Annotated in this window: 17 protein-coding genes and 1 pseudogene; 7 read left to right on the forward strand and 11 right to left on the reverse strand. The window is 41.6% G+C overall.

Annotation, left to right across the window (positions count from 1 at the left end):
- Positions 1-1,709: 1,709 nt before the first annotated feature.
- Entirely contained in the window at positions 1,710-2,441 is a 732-nt protein-coding gene (locus DV872_RS04245) for a LytTR family DNA-binding domain-containing protein (RefSeq protein WP_114628614.1), read from the reverse strand.
- Positions 2,423-3,412, reverse strand: coding sequence for a sensor histidine kinase (locus tag DV872_RS04250; protein WP_114628615.1), 990 nt, complete (start codon positions 3,410-3,412; stop codon positions 2,423-2,425). The genes DV872_RS04245 and DV872_RS04250 overlap by 19 nt, the downstream gene beginning before the upstream one ends.
- A gap of 166 nt (positions 3,413-3,578) precedes the next feature.
- Between DV872_RS04250 and DV872_RS04255 the strand changes: the two genes are divergently transcribed.
- Entirely contained in the window at positions 3,579-4,715 is a 1,137-nt protein-coding gene (locus DV872_RS04255; RefSeq protein ID WP_114628616.1) for a polymer-forming cytoskeletal protein, read from the forward strand.
- Between the two features lie 307 nt (positions 4,716-5,022).
- Here DV872_RS04255 and DV872_RS04260 read toward each other — a convergent pair whose 3' ends face one another.
- The 9 genes and pseudogenes from DV872_RS04260 to DV872_RS04295 form a co-directional block, all read right to left on the reverse strand.
- The gene (locus DV872_RS04260) at positions 5,023-5,652 is read right to left on the reverse strand and encodes a DUF4143 domain-containing protein (RefSeq protein ID WP_114628617.1); all 630 of its coding nucleotides are present in this window, start codon (positions 5,650-5,652) and stop codon (positions 5,023-5,025) included.
- Between the two features lie 28 nt (positions 5,653-5,680).
- Complete coding sequence (locus DV872_RS27230; RefSeq protein ID WP_114628618.1) at positions 5,681-6,061, reverse strand: AAA family ATPase; 381 nt, start codon at positions 6,059-6,061, stop codon at positions 5,681-5,683.
- Between the two features lie 123 nt (positions 6,062-6,184).
- Positions 6,185-7,111, reverse strand: coding sequence for a metallophosphoesterase (locus DV872_RS04270; protein ID WP_114628619.1), 927 nt, complete (start codon positions 7,109-7,111; stop codon positions 6,185-6,187).
- A 127-nt stretch (positions 7,112-7,238) separates the two neighbouring features.
- Positions 7,239-7,970, reverse strand: a complete 732-nt coding sequence (locus DV872_RS26925) for an ATP-binding protein (RefSeq protein ID WP_233516408.1) — start codon at positions 7,968-7,970, stop codon at positions 7,239-7,241.
- A gap of 39 nt (positions 7,971-8,009) precedes the next feature.
- Positions 8,010-8,396: pseudogene (locus DV872_RS27235) on the reverse strand (ATP-binding protein); the annotation flags it as partial.
- Between the two features lie 60 nt (positions 8,397-8,456).
- Positions 8,457-9,842, reverse strand: coding sequence for an aminopeptidase P family protein (locus DV872_RS04280; RefSeq protein WP_114628621.1), 1,386 nt, complete (start codon positions 9,840-9,842; stop codon positions 8,457-8,459).
- Positions 9,843-9,893: 51 nt separating this feature from the next.
- Entirely contained in the window at positions 9,894-10,973 is a 1,080-nt protein-coding gene (locus tag DV872_RS04285) for a beta-propeller fold lactonase family protein (RefSeq protein ID WP_114628622.1), read from the reverse strand.
- A gap of 66 nt (positions 10,974-11,039) precedes the next feature.
- Positions 11,040-12,035 carry an ABC transporter permease gene (locus DV872_RS04290; RefSeq protein ID WP_114628623.1) on the reverse strand — a complete coding sequence of 332 codons (996 nt, stop codon included), beginning with the start codon at positions 12,033-12,035 and terminating at the stop codon, positions 11,040-11,042.
- A gap of 34 nt (positions 12,036-12,069) precedes the next feature.
- The gene (locus tag DV872_RS04295; RefSeq protein ID WP_114628624.1) at positions 12,070-12,945 is read right to left on the reverse strand and encodes an ABC transporter ATP-binding protein; all 876 of its coding nucleotides are present in this window, start codon (positions 12,943-12,945) and stop codon (positions 12,070-12,072) included.
- Between the two features lie 366 nt (positions 12,946-13,311).
- Between DV872_RS04295 and DV872_RS04300 the strand changes: the two genes are divergently transcribed.
- The 6 genes from DV872_RS04300 to DV872_RS04325 are packed head-to-tail and all read left to right on the forward strand — an operon-like array spanning position 13,312 to position 17,095.
- A complete protein-coding gene (locus DV872_RS04300; RefSeq protein ID WP_158546825.1) occupies positions 13,312-14,481 on the forward strand; it encodes a molybdopterin molybdotransferase MoeA in 1,170 nt (389 codons plus the stop codon).
- Positions 14,465-15,268, forward strand: coding sequence for a GTP 3',8-cyclase MoaA (locus DV872_RS04305; RefSeq protein WP_114628626.1), 804 nt, complete (start codon positions 14,465-14,467; stop codon positions 15,266-15,268). The genes DV872_RS04300 and DV872_RS04305 overlap by 17 nt, the downstream gene beginning before the upstream one ends.
- 4 nt (positions 15,269-15,272) lie before the next feature.
- Positions 15,273-15,731 carry a cyclic pyranopterin monophosphate synthase MoaC gene (gene moaC, locus DV872_RS04310; RefSeq protein ID WP_114628627.1) on the forward strand — a complete coding sequence of 153 codons (459 nt, stop codon included), beginning with the start codon at positions 15,273-15,275 and terminating at the stop codon, positions 15,729-15,731.
- Positions 15,732-15,752: 21 nt separating this feature from the next.
- Positions 15,753-16,199, forward strand: coding sequence for an MOSC domain-containing protein (locus tag DV872_RS04315; RefSeq protein ID WP_114628628.1), 447 nt, complete (start codon positions 15,753-15,755; stop codon positions 16,197-16,199).
- Positions 16,171-16,638, forward strand: coding sequence for a MogA/MoaB family molybdenum cofactor biosynthesis protein (locus tag DV872_RS04320; RefSeq protein ID WP_114628629.1), 468 nt, complete (start codon positions 16,171-16,173; stop codon positions 16,636-16,638). Before DV872_RS04315 ends, DV872_RS04320 begins: the two co-directional genes overlap by 29 nt.
- A 25-nt stretch (positions 16,639-16,663) precedes the next feature.
- The gene (locus DV872_RS04325) at positions 16,664-17,095 is read left to right on the forward strand and encodes a hypothetical protein (protein ID WP_114628630.1); all 432 of its coding nucleotides are present in this window, start codon (positions 16,664-16,666) and stop codon (positions 17,093-17,095) included.
- Positions 17,096-17,188 lie beyond the last annotated feature (93 nt).

Here is a 17,188-nt window from a genome sequence, read left to right on the forward strand (position 1 = left end):
ATCTGAAATTGGTCTGTTGACCGGTGGTAAAACTTTCCTTAACTGTGATTCTCTGAATCCTAAACTGTATCTCATAATTGAATATCTCCTTAAAAAGTTGATGCTTCAACTATGTTGACACATAGGGAAAGCGACCCAGTCAGGAGAATAAAATACCGTACTGACAATAAATTTCCTCCAAAACAGAGTTCCGCATTATAAATGTTGTTCTAATATACGATTCTATAAAGATGTTGCTTCTAAAATCCAGATTCCACCTGCTTGAGTTTTGTCTCTTCAACATCATCAAAAAAAATTCATTGTCCCGATAAATGCTCTGATCCTTCCTAATTCCACCAGAGCTGGGCAGTTGTTTCCAAAAAAAAGGAACAAAATGATCCACCCCTTATCGTCTAATGGTTCCATTCAACCTTTCAACATAGGCATTCATAATAGGTGCTGAGGTACATATATTGACTCCCTTGATGCTGTTCCAGCTATAATCAATTGATGTGAATTGTAGGGTGTTGTCAAAGATTATGTCTTTTTCTCTTCAAGGCCCTCTGAAAACAAATCTATTCTTTATTTCGAAAATTCTATACAGGAATTTTCAGTTAAATCATACCGGATAATCCTCCGGGTTTTCAGTTCCATGATATTCAATAGATATAATCTCTTGCCAAACAAAGTATCAATTGTCATAAAATCCATTGCGAATAACGAATTTCAGTGTACTTTTATGAATCTGATCCATGAACCATTCGGTTGAATAAGGCCTTGCTTCCGGACAGTTCTGATTATTCTGTTTACTGCAATGTAATGAATATCAATATTGATTTTCTTTATTTCATCTGTAATCTTTTTTCAGCCCCTGAGGTTGTGATTCTGTTTCATTTCAAAATCAATTTTTTAACTTCTTTGATGACAGGATCACTACCAGATATTTTATGTTTAAAACTCCAGAAGCTCTTAATTAATTTGCGTTGCCAGTTAAGAAGAGTTTCGGTTTAACTATTGTCAGATGATTTATTACCTTCTATGACAAAGCTTTGATCATCGAGAGGCTGAACTTGTCGTTTTCCCTGAATTGCAGCTCTTTATTCTGGAGATTCAGATGCCGATGATAAATCTCGTTTTCTTTCTTAAGGCACAGTATTGTGAAGATGATATTTCTCCGTTTTCGAAACAAAGTACTGAATATCGAATTGAGTAGAGAGCAGAGGAAATTGAACATGATACTATCATAGTATGTACTTGGAATGAGGCAAATTTACCATATTGCAGCTATATTATGTTCGCGGATGTAAAAAAATAACTCACACTCACCACAATATAAATTTGGATGAAATCATTGATCTATTTAAATCTATTAATTCAAAAATTCATCAATTTTAGCTCCACTCTGATTTTATTGCTAACAATAGATATAAAAAACACGGGAATCCTTTTATTAAAAACAAAATTGAATAGTTCTCACTTTCTCTCCGTTATATAAATTTCATCAAAATTGAAGACTATATTAAATAAGCATATTCCAGAAGTTTGTATACATATTATAGATTTATGAATTCAATAAAGAAAAAGCAAGTAACTTCCCATGATATAGTTTATTCAGTCCTCTTTGAATGAAGGGAATCTAAGACGCAAGCTTCTATACATCGACCTCTTGAATCAAAGCTACACCACTTTGGAGATTTGAAACACTTTATCATTTATTATGTAAATAGGTTTTAACTGATCAGCTCTTTCAGCCCCTGGATTCGTCTCCTTGAAATGCTTATTTTGTCACCACCCTGCATCTCTACAATATACTGCCCCTTAAACATGGGATGCAGTTTATTGATGTATGTCAGATTGATTAAGTCTGTACGGCTTATGCGGTAAAAACCCTTCTCTTCCAGCAATTCCTCATAGGCATTAAGGGATTTATCGGAATACAGAGTCTCCCCTCCCGTGTGGATAAAACTGAATCCTTCTTCAAAACTGATCCGGGAAATTGTCTGAATTTTAATGATCCTGATGGATTCTCCTGATTTAACAGACAGAACATCCCTGGATGTGTGTTTTTGGGGTTCGAGTTGAACTGAGGGTTCCCGGTTCAGAATAATAAGAAGTTTATCAAGTGCCTGATTGAATCGTTCCTGACTCACCGGCTTCATCAGATAATCAATGGCATTGATATCAAAGGCTTTGACCCCATACTCGGAGTATGCCGTCTGAAAGACAATGAGGGGAGGATTTTTCAGGGAGGGAATAGTAGTAAAAACAGACGCTCCGGGCATATTAATATCCAGAAAGACTACATCCGGAGATTTCCCGATAATCTCTGTGAGAACCTGATCCCCGTTAACCGCTTCCGAAATAATTTTGAAACCTGGATATTCTGACAAGAGAGACTTCAATCTTTTTCTGGCATGAGCTTCATCATCGGCGATGAGTACAGTTATCTCATGGGTAGACATATTTGGATTCCCCCCTTCTCTATCCTGAAGTCACCACCAAAGAGTTCCACTCTTCTTCTTGTCAGTTCCAGTCCGGTGCCGACACCTATCATCTCACTTTTAAGCCCCCCTATTGAGTCTAGAACTGTGATATACAGCAGCTTGTTATCTTCCATGATAGAAATAGTGATCTCAATGGATTCACCATGATCGAGATTATGTTTTATCGAATTCTCAACAAGGGGTTGGAGCAGTAGAGGGGGAACCTCACAATGAGATTGACCCGTAATTTTATATTCAAGACGTTTTCCAAAGCGCTCTTTCTGAATAAAGAGATATTTTTCCACACTGTCGATCTCCTGAGTCAGAGGGATACTGACTTTCTTTGAAGCATCCAGATTATAGCGCAGCAGTTCGGACAGCCGAATCAGTACATCCTCGGCTTTCTCCTTATCATCTAATAGCGAGATCATAAGGTTCAGAGAGTTGAACAGAAAATGGGGATTGATTTTCGATGAAAACATCTGCCGCTCCATCTCCTCTCTCATCTTCTTTTCTGTTTCTTTATCTTTTCTTTCCCTATCAACTATTGTTTGATAATTGAAGAACCCGCTGCTGAATAGACTGAGAGAAGTGATGATGATAAAAATTATCAGGATATAGGAGATCAGCACCTCGATGCCATAAAGAAAAAACAGGGGATAATTGAGGGTAATGTAGATAAATCCACTGATGGAAAACCCTGCGGAAGTGAGAACAATAAGAAGGATTATGACAGAATTTCTAACCTTTCCTGACAATTGTCTGAATACGAAAATGTTAAGCAGCATGCCTCCGGTCATGATGAAACTGTTGACCAGACTCAAAGGGATCAGATCCGATGAGAAATCGCGCTTCACCAGTATGAACAGAAGAGGGAGGAGAAACAGGGTCATCAAAAAAACCGGAATGAATAGAGATCTCCATAATTGTGAACTGGTTTTCAGTTTCATACAAATAAAGAGTACTCTATCCCCAGAAAGGAGACAACGAAAAAATACCACTGAAAGGTCCTGAAGAACCGCTCAAGGGGATAAATCGTCCACTCAGTCTAATCCCTTTTGACTGGGTTCATTTTGGGTTTATATTTTAGGCAGAAACAAATCAAGGAGTAATATGATGAGAAAAACATTAATTACCAAATGCCTTTTAATGGCTTTATTTATCGGTTCAGCATCAATAGCAGCGGCAGAGGATCTTAATTTTGATGCCGGAAGCATATACATCTCTGCCAATGAAGAAGAAAAATCGGTTTTTGAATCCAGAAACTTCGATGGAGACTATTTTGCAGGTGGAAAAAATATCAGTTTTTCCGGAATTGCAGATGATCTCTATCTGATGGGAAAAAGTATTAATTTTGATGGAGAGTCCTCCGGGGGATTGCTGGCGTTCGGGGAAACCGTGGAGCTTAACGGCATCATTGCCAAGAATTTCCATAGTATCGGTAACTCGGTCAGAATTACAGGCCATGTTCTGGAGACTGCTTTTATAGGAGCTGAGACGATCATCATCGCCGAAAATGCCGTAATGGACGGGACCCTCCTGACTGGTGCCAGTAATCTCCATATTATGGGGCAGTTAAACAATGGCCTGTTAGCAGGAGCCGGTGAAATTATCATTGACGGTCCTGTTAAGGGAGATGTCAATGTCAGAACCGGAAAGCTGATCATTACTGAAAGGGGCTCCATCGACGGGAACCTGATCTACGGCAGTGGGAAAAAAATATCTGAAAAAGAGAGTGCCCGGGTGACTGGCTCTGTAAAATATGAGATTAAGGAAAAATTTAAGAATACGGGCTTCAGAACTTTCCGTATTGTTGCATCGATAATTTTCTTTCTGGCCATTGCTGTGAGCGGTCTGCTGCTCCTTCTGTTCCCCGGTGTGAAATCTTTATTCACACAGGAAAGAGATCCCGGAAGTTATGGAAAAACCCTGCTGTGGGGACTGATTCCTGTGTTTATCTTCCCCGTAGTCATAATGTTCACCATTCCCCTGCTTCCCTTATCAATTGCCCTGGGACTTTCGGTATTTCCTCTGATGGGACTGACAGTACTGTTGGGATTGGCTCTGGCAGGTCAGCTACTGTTCAAATTGTTTAAATGGACAAACAACAGCATCTACCTTCAGTTTCTAATGGCCTTTGTCTTCTTTGTCCTTCTGGTTCTTATACCCTTTGTTAATATTCTGGTTCTGATGGCTGTGACAGCAACGGGTGCTGGTCTCATTATCAGTAAGTTGTTTAAAACAGAGTTTTAGTAATCTAGAGTTGTGAATAGAAATCCATCAGTTTGTAAACTGGTGGATTTTTTTATTGACAATTGATCTGCAAACAGAAATGTTCAATCTACAGATATTGTAATCCTTACACCTTCTTCACTGAAACCTTCTTCACTGACAACTTCAATCTGGTCATCGCTAAATAAAGCGCATTTTAACGCTTTGTTTCTACTCATCGATAAGACGAGGACTCTGAGATCTCAGGGGGCTGACAAATAAAAAGCAAAACTCCGGCCAGATTCTATATGTCGACGGTGTGTGGATGTAATCCCTGTGCTTCAGAAGTTCATCTGAATAATTCATTTATACTGTATAAAGGAACAAAGCGTATTCCATCTGTTTCCCTGAGTTGTTCTCTGTTAAAACAATAACTAAGTTCAGGGGCTTTTTCGTTAATGAATATCTGCAGACTTTTCATTTTCCCTTTTAAGCCCGATTTGACTTCTATTGGGAGGATTCTGCCATCTGATTCGATTATATAATCGACCTCTGCATTACTTGATTTGGCTTCTCTATGCCAGTAGAACAAAAATCCTTTTTCCCGACAAGAGGAATAAGCCAGAAGTTCCTGCCCCATAAATTGTTCTGCCAGAGCACCTTCATTTACCTGGGTTATATCATCGTTAAGCAGCAGTTCTTTAATTGGGATTCGGAGAATCCGAAGAGCAAGACCTATATCGAAAAAGATAACTTTGAACTTTTTAAAATTCTTTTCATGTTCTAGTGGAATACCGTTTGCACTGGTATGATATACCGGAATTACAAGTCCGGCTTTTTCCAGAAGTTCAAAAGCTGTTCCCAATTCTCTGGCTTTGTAAAGATTTGAGATATTAGTGTATTTAAATTTCCGACCGAGCTGAAACGGTATTGCATTAAAAACAGTAGACAGATACTTTATCTGATTTTTTTTGCATATTTGGGAAAGTCAGCCTGAAAGGTCTCGATTATGGAAGATTGAATAATTTGACATTCAGCAATGTCTCCTGTTTCAACATATTCTTTAACAACCTGAGGCATACCTCCGAGAATAGTATAATCTCTGAGCAGGGATAATAACTGTTTATGAATAGCCTGTGGATATGTTTTATTATGAATTCTATAAAATTGAGAGGGTATAGATAATAGAAATCAATGCGGCCGACAGGAAAAGAGATAGATTCAAGTTCAAAATCAATGAGGGAACCGGCAGCAAGAAGATGTAATTCCGGACGTTTTTCAAAGAAATATCTGAGAGATAGTAAAGCTCTCGGACAGGCTTGAATCTCATCGAAAAACAAAAGAGTCTTACCATTTTCAATTGTTACATTCAAATAGTTCTGCAACATTGGAATAATATCATCGGGATTCAGACTCCCATCAAAAAAAGTTGCTAAATCAGGAGATTCTTCGAAATAGATTAAAAACCCAAAAGAGTGAATAAAACACTATATGAGCTAAAATCAGGCTGATTACAACTGTTCAAAATCCGTAAGTTCATATTGGGATGAAGAATAATTCAGGCGATAGGTATAGCACCAGAGACTGGTGTCATCCATAAGATAGAACATTAAAAAAGTACTTCTGGAACCTGTATCAGCTATCCCTCTGGCATGTCCTGCATCAATCTGCCAAACAGAATCCACTTTGGTTTTACTGTAATTGTGAGTGTGTCCGCAGATATAAGCCATTACATCATTGTCTCTTAACAGTGTCCAGAACCGATCCCTGTTCACAGGATATTTATCTAAAGAATCTCCAACATGTCTTATCCTTCCGCTCTCTTCATCAGCCAGGGGGAAAGCCGGTTCATGACCGATAACCAGGGTCACAGATTTACTATAAGTCGTCAGATCATTAACGAGCCAATCATACAGGGGATCGGTAATATCACCATCAGTAGCAATATCCGATGTACCATCATAGTATTCATTCAGAACAATAATGTGCAGATTACCATAATCAAAACTGTATGTTGTCTCCACACCATTGTCTGGCCCCAGGTGTACGATACCGGGCAGACTGTCTCCATTAGGATTGTGTTCTCTCAACCAGTTCATATCCGATACAGTTTCGGCTTCATGGTTGCCCACAACGGGATACCATATATAATTTTCTCCCAAATAATCTTGCAATGCTGAATAGGCCTGGTCGGGAGGATCAATATCTCCAGGGGAAATCATAAAATCCCCGGCACCTCCGAATGAAAGCCGCTCACAGACTCCCCTGAAATAATTGATATCGTTAGAGGTATATTCTCTCATGTCTGCTGTAACAGAAAATGATGTAAGGATATTTCCTTCGGGAACAGTAAAGGGAGATGTGATTTTCTCGGCGGGTGAACAGCCTATAAATAAGAAGGAAACAATAATGATGTTTAAAATATGATTCTTTTTCATAAGATCTCCACTACTTCAGCTACTGTCTCATCTTTCATTATAGCTAAAGTCATATTCCCCATCAAACAGAGTTTCAACCCAAGAGACTGGAAGCAGGATAATAAGTAATGAATGACACTTCAGGACTCTATGATTCAATGATCTCCTTGATATTAGCAGCAGGTAAAACCTTAACACCATCAACAGACATTACTTCATTCCCCGAGTACACAAGAAACAGTTCTACAGGAGTGGAAAATAGTTTTGCGGCTGTATGTAGATTTTTATGAAATTCCTTATTCCATGTTGCTGAAGATTTTATCTCTACGAGCTTAATTTTCCCCTGTTGTTCTATGAGAAAATCAATTTCAAATCCTTTTGAATCCCGTAGAAAGTATACTCGTGGGGTTATGCCCTTGTGATATAATTCTTTTAGCAAATCCATTATTACATAATTTTCGAATATGTTACCTCGTAATGGATCTCTCTTCAGTTGTTCCGGATTCTCTATTCCCAGCAGGCTGCAGAGTAACCCTGTATCTGAAATATATAACTTTGGTGACTTAACAAGCCGTTTCCGTATGTTTTTAAAATAAGGAGGTAGAGTGTAGATAATATAGGAAGCCTCAAGGATGGATAACCATTCCTTTATTGTGTTATTTGATACACCCGTATCTGCTGCAATGGAATTTAAATTAATCAATTGCCCGATTCTTCCAGATAGAAGCCCAATAAAAATCTGGAATTGCTTTGAATTCTTTAAATTTATAAGTTGGCGAACATCTCTTTCCAGATATGTTTGATAATAGTTGGGATAAAATAATGATGGAGGGATATTCTCAGAATAGATCACCGGATAAAAACCATTGAAGCAGCTCACAAAGGGATCCTTATTCAGGAGCCCGGATATTTCTGATTGTGTAAAAGGGTATAATCTTAAATTTCCCGATCGGCCGCTTAATGATTGAGAAATTGCCTGCACCAATAGAGGTTGATGACTGCCGGTCAGTATAAAGTCTGCTTTTTTCTTTCTCTGATCTACAATAGTCTGAATATATGACAGCAATGAAGGGACTCTCTGAATTTCATCAATGACTACCGAACTACTGTATTTATTCAGAAAATCCCTGGGATCAAACTCGGCAAAGCGTCTGGTATCTGGATCTTCAAGCGAGCAGTATTCATACTCTGGAAAGCACAATTTAGTAAGGGTTGTTTTTCCTGATTGACGAGGTCCTGTTATCGTAATGACTGGAAAGTACTTTGCCAGTTCAGCTATATAATGTTCTGCATTCCTACTAATCATGAATTCATTATACTATAGAACAATATTGAATACAAACTTCAATATTGTTCTATAGTATATTCACAAGCCTTTCTCTGCCTCCACATCTTCTCTGGTTTTAGGCTTCTGTTTTCCCAGCAGTCTGGCTCCATTATCCGTTATTACAAAATTCTCTTCATTACGGATTCCACCGAATTCTTTGTATGTTTCCACTCTATCATAGTTGATATAATCACTGAACTTATTTTCTGTTTTCCACAGATCAATCAGGGTCGGAATAAAATAGATTCCCGGCTCAATAGTTAATACAAAACCGGGTTTCAGCTCCTTGGCCAGCCTGAGTGATTTCAGGCCGAACTGCCTGCTTTTCGGCTGCCCGTCATACCCGACATACTCCTCCCCCAGGTCTTCCATATCATGAACATCCAGGCCCATCTGGTGGCCCAGTCCACAGGGAAAAAACAGGGCATGCGCCCCCTGTATCAGAGCCTCTTCTGTATCTCCTTTCATCAGACCAAGGTCTTTCAAGCCGTTCACAATCGTCCGGGCTGACTCATAATAGATATCTTTAAAGGGAATACCGGGTTTTAAGGCAGAAATTGCCGCTTCATGAGATGCCAGACTGATATCATAGATTTCACTCTGGCGCTGGGAAAAAGTGCTGCCTACAGGAATGGTACTGGAAAGATCACCGGCGTATCCCATGGCTGATTCGGCGCCGCTGTCCAGGAGAAATAACTGCCCCTCCTTAAGTTCGTTGCCATGATAATGGTTATGAAGAGTCTCTCCATGAACCGTAGCGATTGCCGGAAAAGAGAGGCGCCCACCTGCAGCAACGGCGATTTCCTGAACCCGGGCCGCCACCAGGGCCTCTGAGATTCCCGGACTGACCATATTCATGGCCGCCACATGCATATCCACACTGGTATTGACCGCTGTTTCAATTTCTGCCAGTTCTTCCTCTGTTTTCACTTCCCTCTGGAGGATCACCGCTTTTATCAACTCCAGAGAAGCAGAATCCTTAATATTATCAGGATCAATTCCCAGCCAACGCCACAGTTTTAGACTGTTTTCAGGCCTGTAGGGGGGAAGGAAATGAATCTGACGATTCTGAGACCGGGCTTTCTTTAGTAAATCATGGAGAGCCTGATTATTGCCTGTATTTGTCACCCCGGCCCGCTGGGCCCTCTCCTTCACAGTGGGCTGTATGCCCATCCAGACAATGTGATCAATTGTCAGATCATCTCCGAAGAGAAACTCTCTGTCTTCATCCACATCGATGATCCCGGTTAAACCGGCCTGATTGAGGCCGAAAAAATAGAGAAAGGAACTGTCCTGGCGGAATGGATAAGTATTATCCCCGAAATTCATGGAACTCTCTTCATTTCCTAGTAGTAAAATGAGTCCGGATCTGACCTTCTTTTTCAGGGTTTCTCTTCTTAGAGCATAGGTATTTGGTTGAAACAACAGAATCTCCTTATTTCCCCGGCTGAGGATTGTATTATAATATTTGTGACATCATAGAGGAACGAGACAAACCGGAGTCCCTATCTTTAAAGCAGGGGTCCACTCATTCAGGGACAGACCTGTCTCAGGATCGATCCGGCAACATTGGATATCACTTGAATCCTGATTGCCAATGAGAAGCCATTTCCCGTCGGGACTGAATGTAAAATCCCTGGGTGTCTTCCCGCGGCTGCTGAACTCATCCACTTTATGAACCGAAGCTGAATTATCAGACCGATCCAGGCTGAATACAGTAATGGAATCTACAAAGCGGTTGGAGACATAAAGAGTATTTCCAGAGGGGTGAATCTTAATGGCGGCAGGAGCCGCTTTTGCCCTGTCATCCACTGCGGCAGTATGATGCTCTTCAAGGATTTCCATCCTCCCCTTCTCTTCTCCATCTTCAAATATGTGGGCGACAAGGAGCTTAGGCTGTAATTCACAGAGAATGTAAGCCAGAGAAGACTGTCCATCCATCACCATATGACGGGGACCATAACCCTTCGGAACTTCCAGTGCAGTCTCCTGCTTCAAATCAGGAGACTTAAGATCATGCATCCAGATTCTGTCACTGCCAAGATCGCAGACATAGAGTTTATTCTCATAATTATCAGGACACAGCTGATGGGCATGGGGTCCTTCCTGTCTTTCAAGGTTCGGACCATTTCCTTTGTATTGAAAGATATGCTGCCGTCTTTCGGGGAGACTGTTCTTTAATTCAAAGCCCTCCAGAGTACCACTGATATAGGAAACAGTAAGAAGTAGATTCTGCTTTGAAAGGGTTAAAAGATGACAGACTGCATTGCCTGGTCCTCTCTGACGACTCAGCTCTGTCAATTGTTTTTCTGAATTGTAATTATAGCTGACAAGCTCTCCGTCATCACCGGAATTCTCGGTAGCGGCATAGAGTTTCTTTCTTCCGGAATCCCAATGTACCCAGCTTGGATTTTCAATGTCTGTCATTCTGGATTCAATGGATAAGAGTCCTGTTTCTCTATCCTGGCTAATTATATATATCCCTTCTCCGCAGGCATGTGGAGCATGACCCTGAACTTCTGTATAAGAACCAATGAAATAGATATTTTTTCCCAAGTTATCCTCTCCGACTGCTTTTGCTCGAACCCTATCTTTCTATGCTGAGTTATACACCAGACAATTCTATTCCCATTTAAAAAGGACTGAAGAGACCGCAAGAAATAAGAGTGTCATTCCAGCTAATACTATAAGATTCGGCAGGATCTGCATAAATCCGGCTCCATCTATCATAACAGCTCTGGATGCTTCTATAAAATGGGTTAATGGAAATACCCTGGAGGCTGTCTGCATAAATTGAGGAGTCCCTTCCAGAGAAAAGAAAACTCCGGAAAAAATGATCATAGGAAAGGTGAGCAGGTTCATCAGTCCACTTGCAAGTTCTTCACTTTTCAGTCGGGAAGCAAAGATAAGACCGAAAGATATCATACACAGTATCGCAAGAGCGGTGATCAGAATCAGAAGTAGATATGATCCGTTCACCACAAAATGGAGAAATATATTAGTCCCGCCGAATACTGCAATGGAAGTTAGCAGTACAATAATAAAACGGCTGGCCATCTGAGCTGTAATGAAAGTGAAGGGACTCACAGGAGTGGCCTTCATACGTTTCAACACACCATTTTTTCTGTAACGGACAATAACAAAGCCGACTCCGAACATGCAGCTGAAAAGCATATTCATCCCGATCACTCCAGGAACAAGCCAGTCAACATAACGGATTGCTTTACCGCTGATCTCGTTTTCAGTATATCCGGAAAAATCAGATACACTTAAAGTTCTTAAGAGCTCTGAAGAGGCGGATTCCTTATTAAGGTAATAGGACTTGGAATCAAAATCGACAATCATATCGATCTGATGCCGCCTGAGTTTTTCAAGACTCTCTTCAATTTCAATATCATAGGGGATGGTTTCGATTACATTCATCTCCAGAAATGTTCCATTGAGTGATGAGTCATCACCCATAATACCTACTTTGAACATGGAGTCATCTCCACCGCTGAAAGCGACAGAGAATCCAACAACCAACACAATTGGAAAGAGAAGATTCCAGAAAAAGGTTCCCCTGTCCCTTATAAATTCCATAGTTCTTGCATATACAATTGCTGTAAATTGATTCATTAAATATTCCTTGCTGTATGAGCCTGTTCTTGATTTATGAGCGTAACAAAGTTCCAGTTAACTTAAGAAAGAGATCTTCAAGATTTGGTTTTTTTATACTGAGCCCCTCCAGATTTAACTGAGAGGCGAGTAGTTCTCTCATTGTTTTATCCAGATTTTGTGTAGTGATCTCAAGAAGATCTCCCTTCAGGAGTCCCCCCTCAAGATCCAGATCTGTGCGTCCTGAATGAGGAACAGAGACCAGGGCTCCATCAAAATGATTAAGAAGCAGCTGCTCGGGAGTGTCGATCTCCATCAGTTTCCCATGATCCATAATAGCAATCTTATCACAGAGTATTTCTGCTTCTTCCATATAATGAGTCGTGAGGAGGACCGTCGTTTTCTCCGCCTTGATCCTCTTAATAAGATCCCAGAAATTTCGTCTTGCCTGAGGATCGAGACCCGTTGTGGGTTCATCAAGAAAAACCATCTCAGGTCTGGGAATAATCGCCAGCCCAAGGAGCATTCTCTGACGCTGCCCCCCCGAGAGTTTTCTGTTATCCCTGTCAATGATATCCGACAGAGAGCAGATCTCTATAACTTCGTCCATTGTTCTGGGATCAGGATATAGAGATCTGAACAGTTCAAGAGTCTCTTTAACAGTGATAAATTCAGGTAAAGCTGTGTTCTGAAACTGTATTCCAACTTTTTTCTTAAAATTCTGATCGATAATTTTATCTCTGAAATAAACTGTCCCGCTACTGGGAGATAAAATTCCCTCCATCATCTCAATAGTCGTAGTTTTTCCTGCACCGTTGGGACCGAGAAGCCCGAAGCAGATTCCTTCTTCTATGTCAAAACTGATACCGTCGACAGCCTGGACTGTGCCGTAGTTTTTCTTCAGATTATCAATATGCATTATTGTATTCATAGTTAGAAAATAAGCCTCCCGCTGCCCCAAGGCAACATAACTCTGATTTTTTCACAGAAGTCATCAGTTTAATTATTCTGACAATCTGCGAGGATCTTATAGCACATATATTAGTATTTTAATATTATATAAGATAATACTATTTTCACAGTGAAACAATTATTATTGATCGAATTTAATTACTACCCTGAAGACATCCAATTAATCTCTCCCGGGTAAGCTCAAGGAATGGTATAATTGCTGAAAATGAAATTCTGCTGAAAGGTTAAATTTTTATTATCCAAAGTCTTTTAAGAAGGCCGTTTTACCCTTAACATAGATTTCGGACTCATACTTAAAGTAATAATGCAAAAAAGGACTGAAAGAATGATCGGACTGCATGATATCTACAAAATTCTGGACGAGCAGGAAATGAAGGTAAAATGTGAAAAAGTACCCCTTCATAAGGCTGCCGGCCGTTTAATTAATAAAACTGTCTACTCAACTCTGGACTCTCCCCCCTTTGATAAGTCTGCCATGGACGGCTGGGCTGTCCCTACGGGTGATGAGAAAGGTCCCTGGAAGGTAATGGAGACTGTCGCCGCCGGAGACGTTTCTAACAGACCTGCCCTCAAAGTCGGAGAATGTGCCGCTATCATGACAGGGGCAAAAATTCCTGAAGGCTGCGGCAAGGTTATCAGAATAGAATATACCCGCAGGGAAGACGACACTGTTTACCTTGAAACTGATGAGCCTCTGGAAAACATCATATTACAAGGTGAGAATCTCAAAAACGGAGATGCCGTACTGAGCCCCCGCAGACTCTCTCCCGGAGATATCGGTATTCTCGCATCCCTGGGGATGGCAGAAGTAGAAGTAGCCCTTCCTCCCCGGATTGGAATCATTACAACTGGCTCTGAGATAAAAGAACCCGGAGAGCCTCTGGGAGATGGAGAGATCTACAACAGTAACGGCCCTCAGCTTATGGCCCAGACGGCTTCAGTAAACTGCCCCGTCCACTATTACGGAATTACAGTGGATGACCGGAAATCACTCTATGAAATAATCAGAAAGGGAGTTGAAGAAAATGATATTCTTCTTCTCTCAGGGGGAGTCTCCATGGGTGAATTCGACTTTATCCCCGAAACCCTTGAGAAGCTGGGAGTAAGAAAATTCTTCCACAAAGCAGCAATAAAACCGGGACGTCCCATATGGTTCGGCCGCAATGACAGCTGTTTTGTCTTCGGTCTGCCTGGAAATCCCGTCTCCACATATGTCCTTTTTGAAGTATTTGTAAAACATCTGATCTACAGATATTGCGGCCTCGATTACAAACCCGATGTATTAAGAGGAGTACTTGGTAAAGGGATAAGACGACGGACATTCGAAAGAACAGAATTTCTACCTGTCTGTTTCAAAGATGAAAAGGTCTATCCTGTCTCCTATCACGGCTCCTCTCACTTGAATGCCATGGGAGAGGCAGATGGCCTGATAATAGTGGATCAGGGGATCGAAATAGTGGACGAAGGAGCGGTGGTCAATGTTAGACTCCTTTGAACGTGAAATATCTTACTTAAGAATATCAGTTACAGACCGCTGCAATCTGCGATGTATCTACTGCATGCCCGAAGAAGGTGTGGAAAAGAAAAGACACGAAGACTGCCTCAGCTTTGAACAGATAACAGAAATTGCTAAAGAGGCAGTTGCTCTGGGAATCAGTAAAATCCGTCTCACTGGAGGGGAACCTCTTGTCCGGAAAGGTATCTGCGCTCTGGTAGCACAACTTAAGGGGATTGAAGGACTGAAGACTCTCGGTATGACCACAAACGGTCACTATCTGGAACAGTATGCCAAGGGGCTGAAAGAATCCGGACTGGACAGTCTGAATATATCTCTGGATACCCTGGACCCCGAACGCTACTCCTATCTGACCAGGGGTGGGAACATTGAAGAAGTATTGAAAGGAATCGATGCGGCACTGGCTCAGGGATTTCCCGTCAAACTCAATATGGTTGTCTCCGATGATACCGGCCGGGAAGAGATGGAGAGCATGAAGCAGTTCTGTCAGGACAAGGGGATCACTCTCCAGAGAATCAGAGAATATGACCTGAAAGACAACAAGTTCAAAGATGAGGAGATCATCTACCACCGCCCTCCCCCCTGTGCGGCCTGCAATCGTATCCGCCTCCTCTCCAACGGCAAGCTGAAGCCATGCCTTCATTCAGATAATGAAATTACAATTGATATGAACAATATAAAAGAGGGCCTCAAAAAGGCTATTACAGAAAAACCCCGCTGCGGCAGCAGCTGCTCCACCAGAAATATGGTGGAAATCGGAGGATAATAAAATGAAACTCAGTCATATAGATGATGCCGGTCAGGCTCGCATGGTGGATGTCTCGGCCAAGCCGATTATCCACAGAACAGCCACCGCCACTGGAAAAATATTCTGTGCTCCCGAAACTATGACACTGATCAAAGACAATCAGATAAAAAAGGGAGATGTTCTCACCACCGCGAATATTGCAGGAGTCATGGGAGCCAAGCAGACCTCGAGTCTGATTCCCCTCTGTCACAATATTGGGATGGATCAGGTAGTCCTGAATCTTGAAGTGGAAGAGGATGGTGTCAGGATTACAGCTAGAACTGTCTGTTCAGATAAAACCGGGATCGAGATGGAAGCTTTGACAGCGGTCTCTGTTGCGGCTTTAACAATATATGATATGTGCAAGGCCGCCGACAAAAAAATGAGAATAGGCGATATTCATTTGTTGGAAAAGACTAAAACCGAGCTGCCTAATCAATAATCACCAATTAGAGGAATACAAATGAGCGACATGACATCATTCAAAATAGTATCAATAAATATATCAACAAAAAAAGGGGAACAGAAAGTTCCCGTGGACAGTGCCGAACTTAAGGTGGATCACGGCATTGTGGGTGATGCCCATGCAGGAAACTGGCACCGTCAGATCTCCATGCTTGCAGACGAAGATGTTGAAACCATGCGCGGCAAGGGTGTGGAGCTGAACTTCGGCGACTTTGCAGAAAATATCACCACTGTGGGAATTGATCTTGCGGTTCTACCCGTTGGAACAAGAATCATGCTGGGAGACTGTGAAGTGGAAGTCACACAGATTGGAAAAGAGTGTCACCATGGCTGCGCCGTTTTTCAGGCGGTTGGAGACTGTGTCATGCCCCGGAAGGGTATCTTTGTTAAAGTAATAAGCGGAGGAAACATCAGCTGTGACAGTAACTGTACTTACCGTAAGTGACCGGGCAAGTCGGGGAGAATATGAAGATCTTTCCGGGCCTGAAATAGAATCTATTATCAAAGAGAGATATCCGGACTGCAGAGTCCGCCGCCGCATAGTCCCAGATGATAAAGAGCCTATAAAAAAAGCTCTGGAAGATTTCCTGGGGGACGATTACATTATAACGACCGGAGGCACCGGAATTTCTCCAAGAGACATCACCCCTGAAGTCTCTAAAGATTTCTGCAGAAAGGATCTTCCGGGCATTGCCGAAATATTAAGAAGTGAATCTTATAAAGAGACCCCCATGGCCATGTTGAGCCGTGGATATGCAGGATTCATAAATCAGACCATCGTGGTCAATTTCCCCGGTTCCGTAAAGGCTGTCAGACTCTGCACCAAAGTGCTGCTGCCCGTTATGGATCATAGCGGAAAGATGTTTCGAAGTGAGGGCCACTAGCCCCCCTATAAAAAGGAGTATATTCATGGGACATGTGAGTGCAATTTTCATCAAAAAAGACAGGGAATCGCCCCGCCAGGAAATAACTGAGGGAGAGTTTAAAGAGAACTATGGTCTTGTGGGAGATGTAAACTCTGCCGAAGGTCCCAGACAGGTCTGTCTCCTCCGCAAAGAAGACAGAGACCTGGTCACCTTAGACAGCCGCAACGGCCTTTGTTTCGGGCGATTCCTAGAGACTGTTCAGATAGAAGGGATTCCACTGGAGACTCTTACTAAAGACAGCTGGTTCCGCATCGGAGATGCGATCCTCAAGGTGACAGTCATAGGTAAAAAATGCTGGCCTGACTGTGAGATTATTCATAGCAAGTCGACATGTGCTCTCCCTAAGGCCGCCCGTTTTATGGGAGTTCTGGAATCTGGAATTATCCGTGTGGGCGATGAAGTAACCGCAATATAGAAGGGTATATGTTACTTTTCTAATTAAACGTGTTCATATTACTTTATTTCTAATAGCGATATATCATCCTATTACAAAGGATATCCCTTAAGG

This window comes from Oceanispirochaeta sp. M1 (genome assembly GCF_003346715.1).
Classification (GTDB): Bacteria; Spirochaetota; Spirochaetia; order DSM-2461; family DSM-2461; genus Oceanispirochaeta.

What these genes read in the sequence shown, in the direction of transcription:
- DV872_RS04245 (WP_114628614.1), bottom strand. Translation starts at nt 2,441, where the DNA reads ATGTCTACCCATGAGATAACTGTACTCATCGCCGATGATGAAGCTCAT.
- DV872_RS04250 (WP_114628615.1), bottom strand. Translation starts at nt 3,412, where the DNA reads ATGAAACTGAAAACCAGTTCACAATTATGGAGATCTCTATTCATTCCG.
- DV872_RS04255 (WP_114628616.1), top strand. Translation starts at nt 3,579, where the DNA reads ATGAGAAAAACATTAATTACCAAATGCCTTTTAATGGCTTTATTTATC.
- DV872_RS27230 (WP_114628618.1), bottom strand. Translation starts at nt 6,061, where the DNA reads ATGTTGCAGAACTATTTGAATGTAACAATTGAAAATGGTAAGACTCTT.
- DV872_RS04270 (WP_114628619.1), bottom strand. Translation starts at nt 7,111, where the DNA reads ATGAAAAAGAATCATATTTTAAACATCATTATTGTTTCCTTCTTATTT.
- DV872_RS04290 (WP_114628623.1), bottom strand. Translation starts at nt 12,035, where the DNA reads ATGAATCAATTTACAGCAATTGTATATGCAAGAACTATGGAATTTATA.
- DV872_RS04295 (WP_114628624.1), bottom strand. Translation starts at nt 12,945, where the DNA reads ATGAATACAATAATGCATATTGATAATCTGAAGAAAAACTACGGCACA.
- DV872_RS04300 (WP_158546825.1), top strand. Translation starts at nt 13,312, where the DNA reads ATGATCGGACTGCATGATATCTACAAAATTCTGGACGAGCAGGAAATG.
- DV872_RS04305 (WP_114628626.1), top strand. Translation starts at nt 14,465, where the DNA reads ATGTTAGACTCCTTTGAACGTGAAATATCTTACTTAAGAATATCAGTT.
- moaC (WP_114628627.1), top strand. Translation starts at nt 15,273, where the DNA reads ATGAAACTCAGTCATATAGATGATGCCGGTCAGGCTCGCATGGTGGAT.
- DV872_RS04315 (WP_114628628.1), top strand. Translation starts at nt 15,753, where the DNA reads ATGAGCGACATGACATCATTCAAAATAGTATCAATAAATATATCAACA.
- DV872_RS04325 (WP_114628630.1), top strand. Translation starts at nt 16,664, where the DNA reads ATGGGACATGTGAGTGCAATTTTCATCAAAAAAGACAGGGAATCGCCC.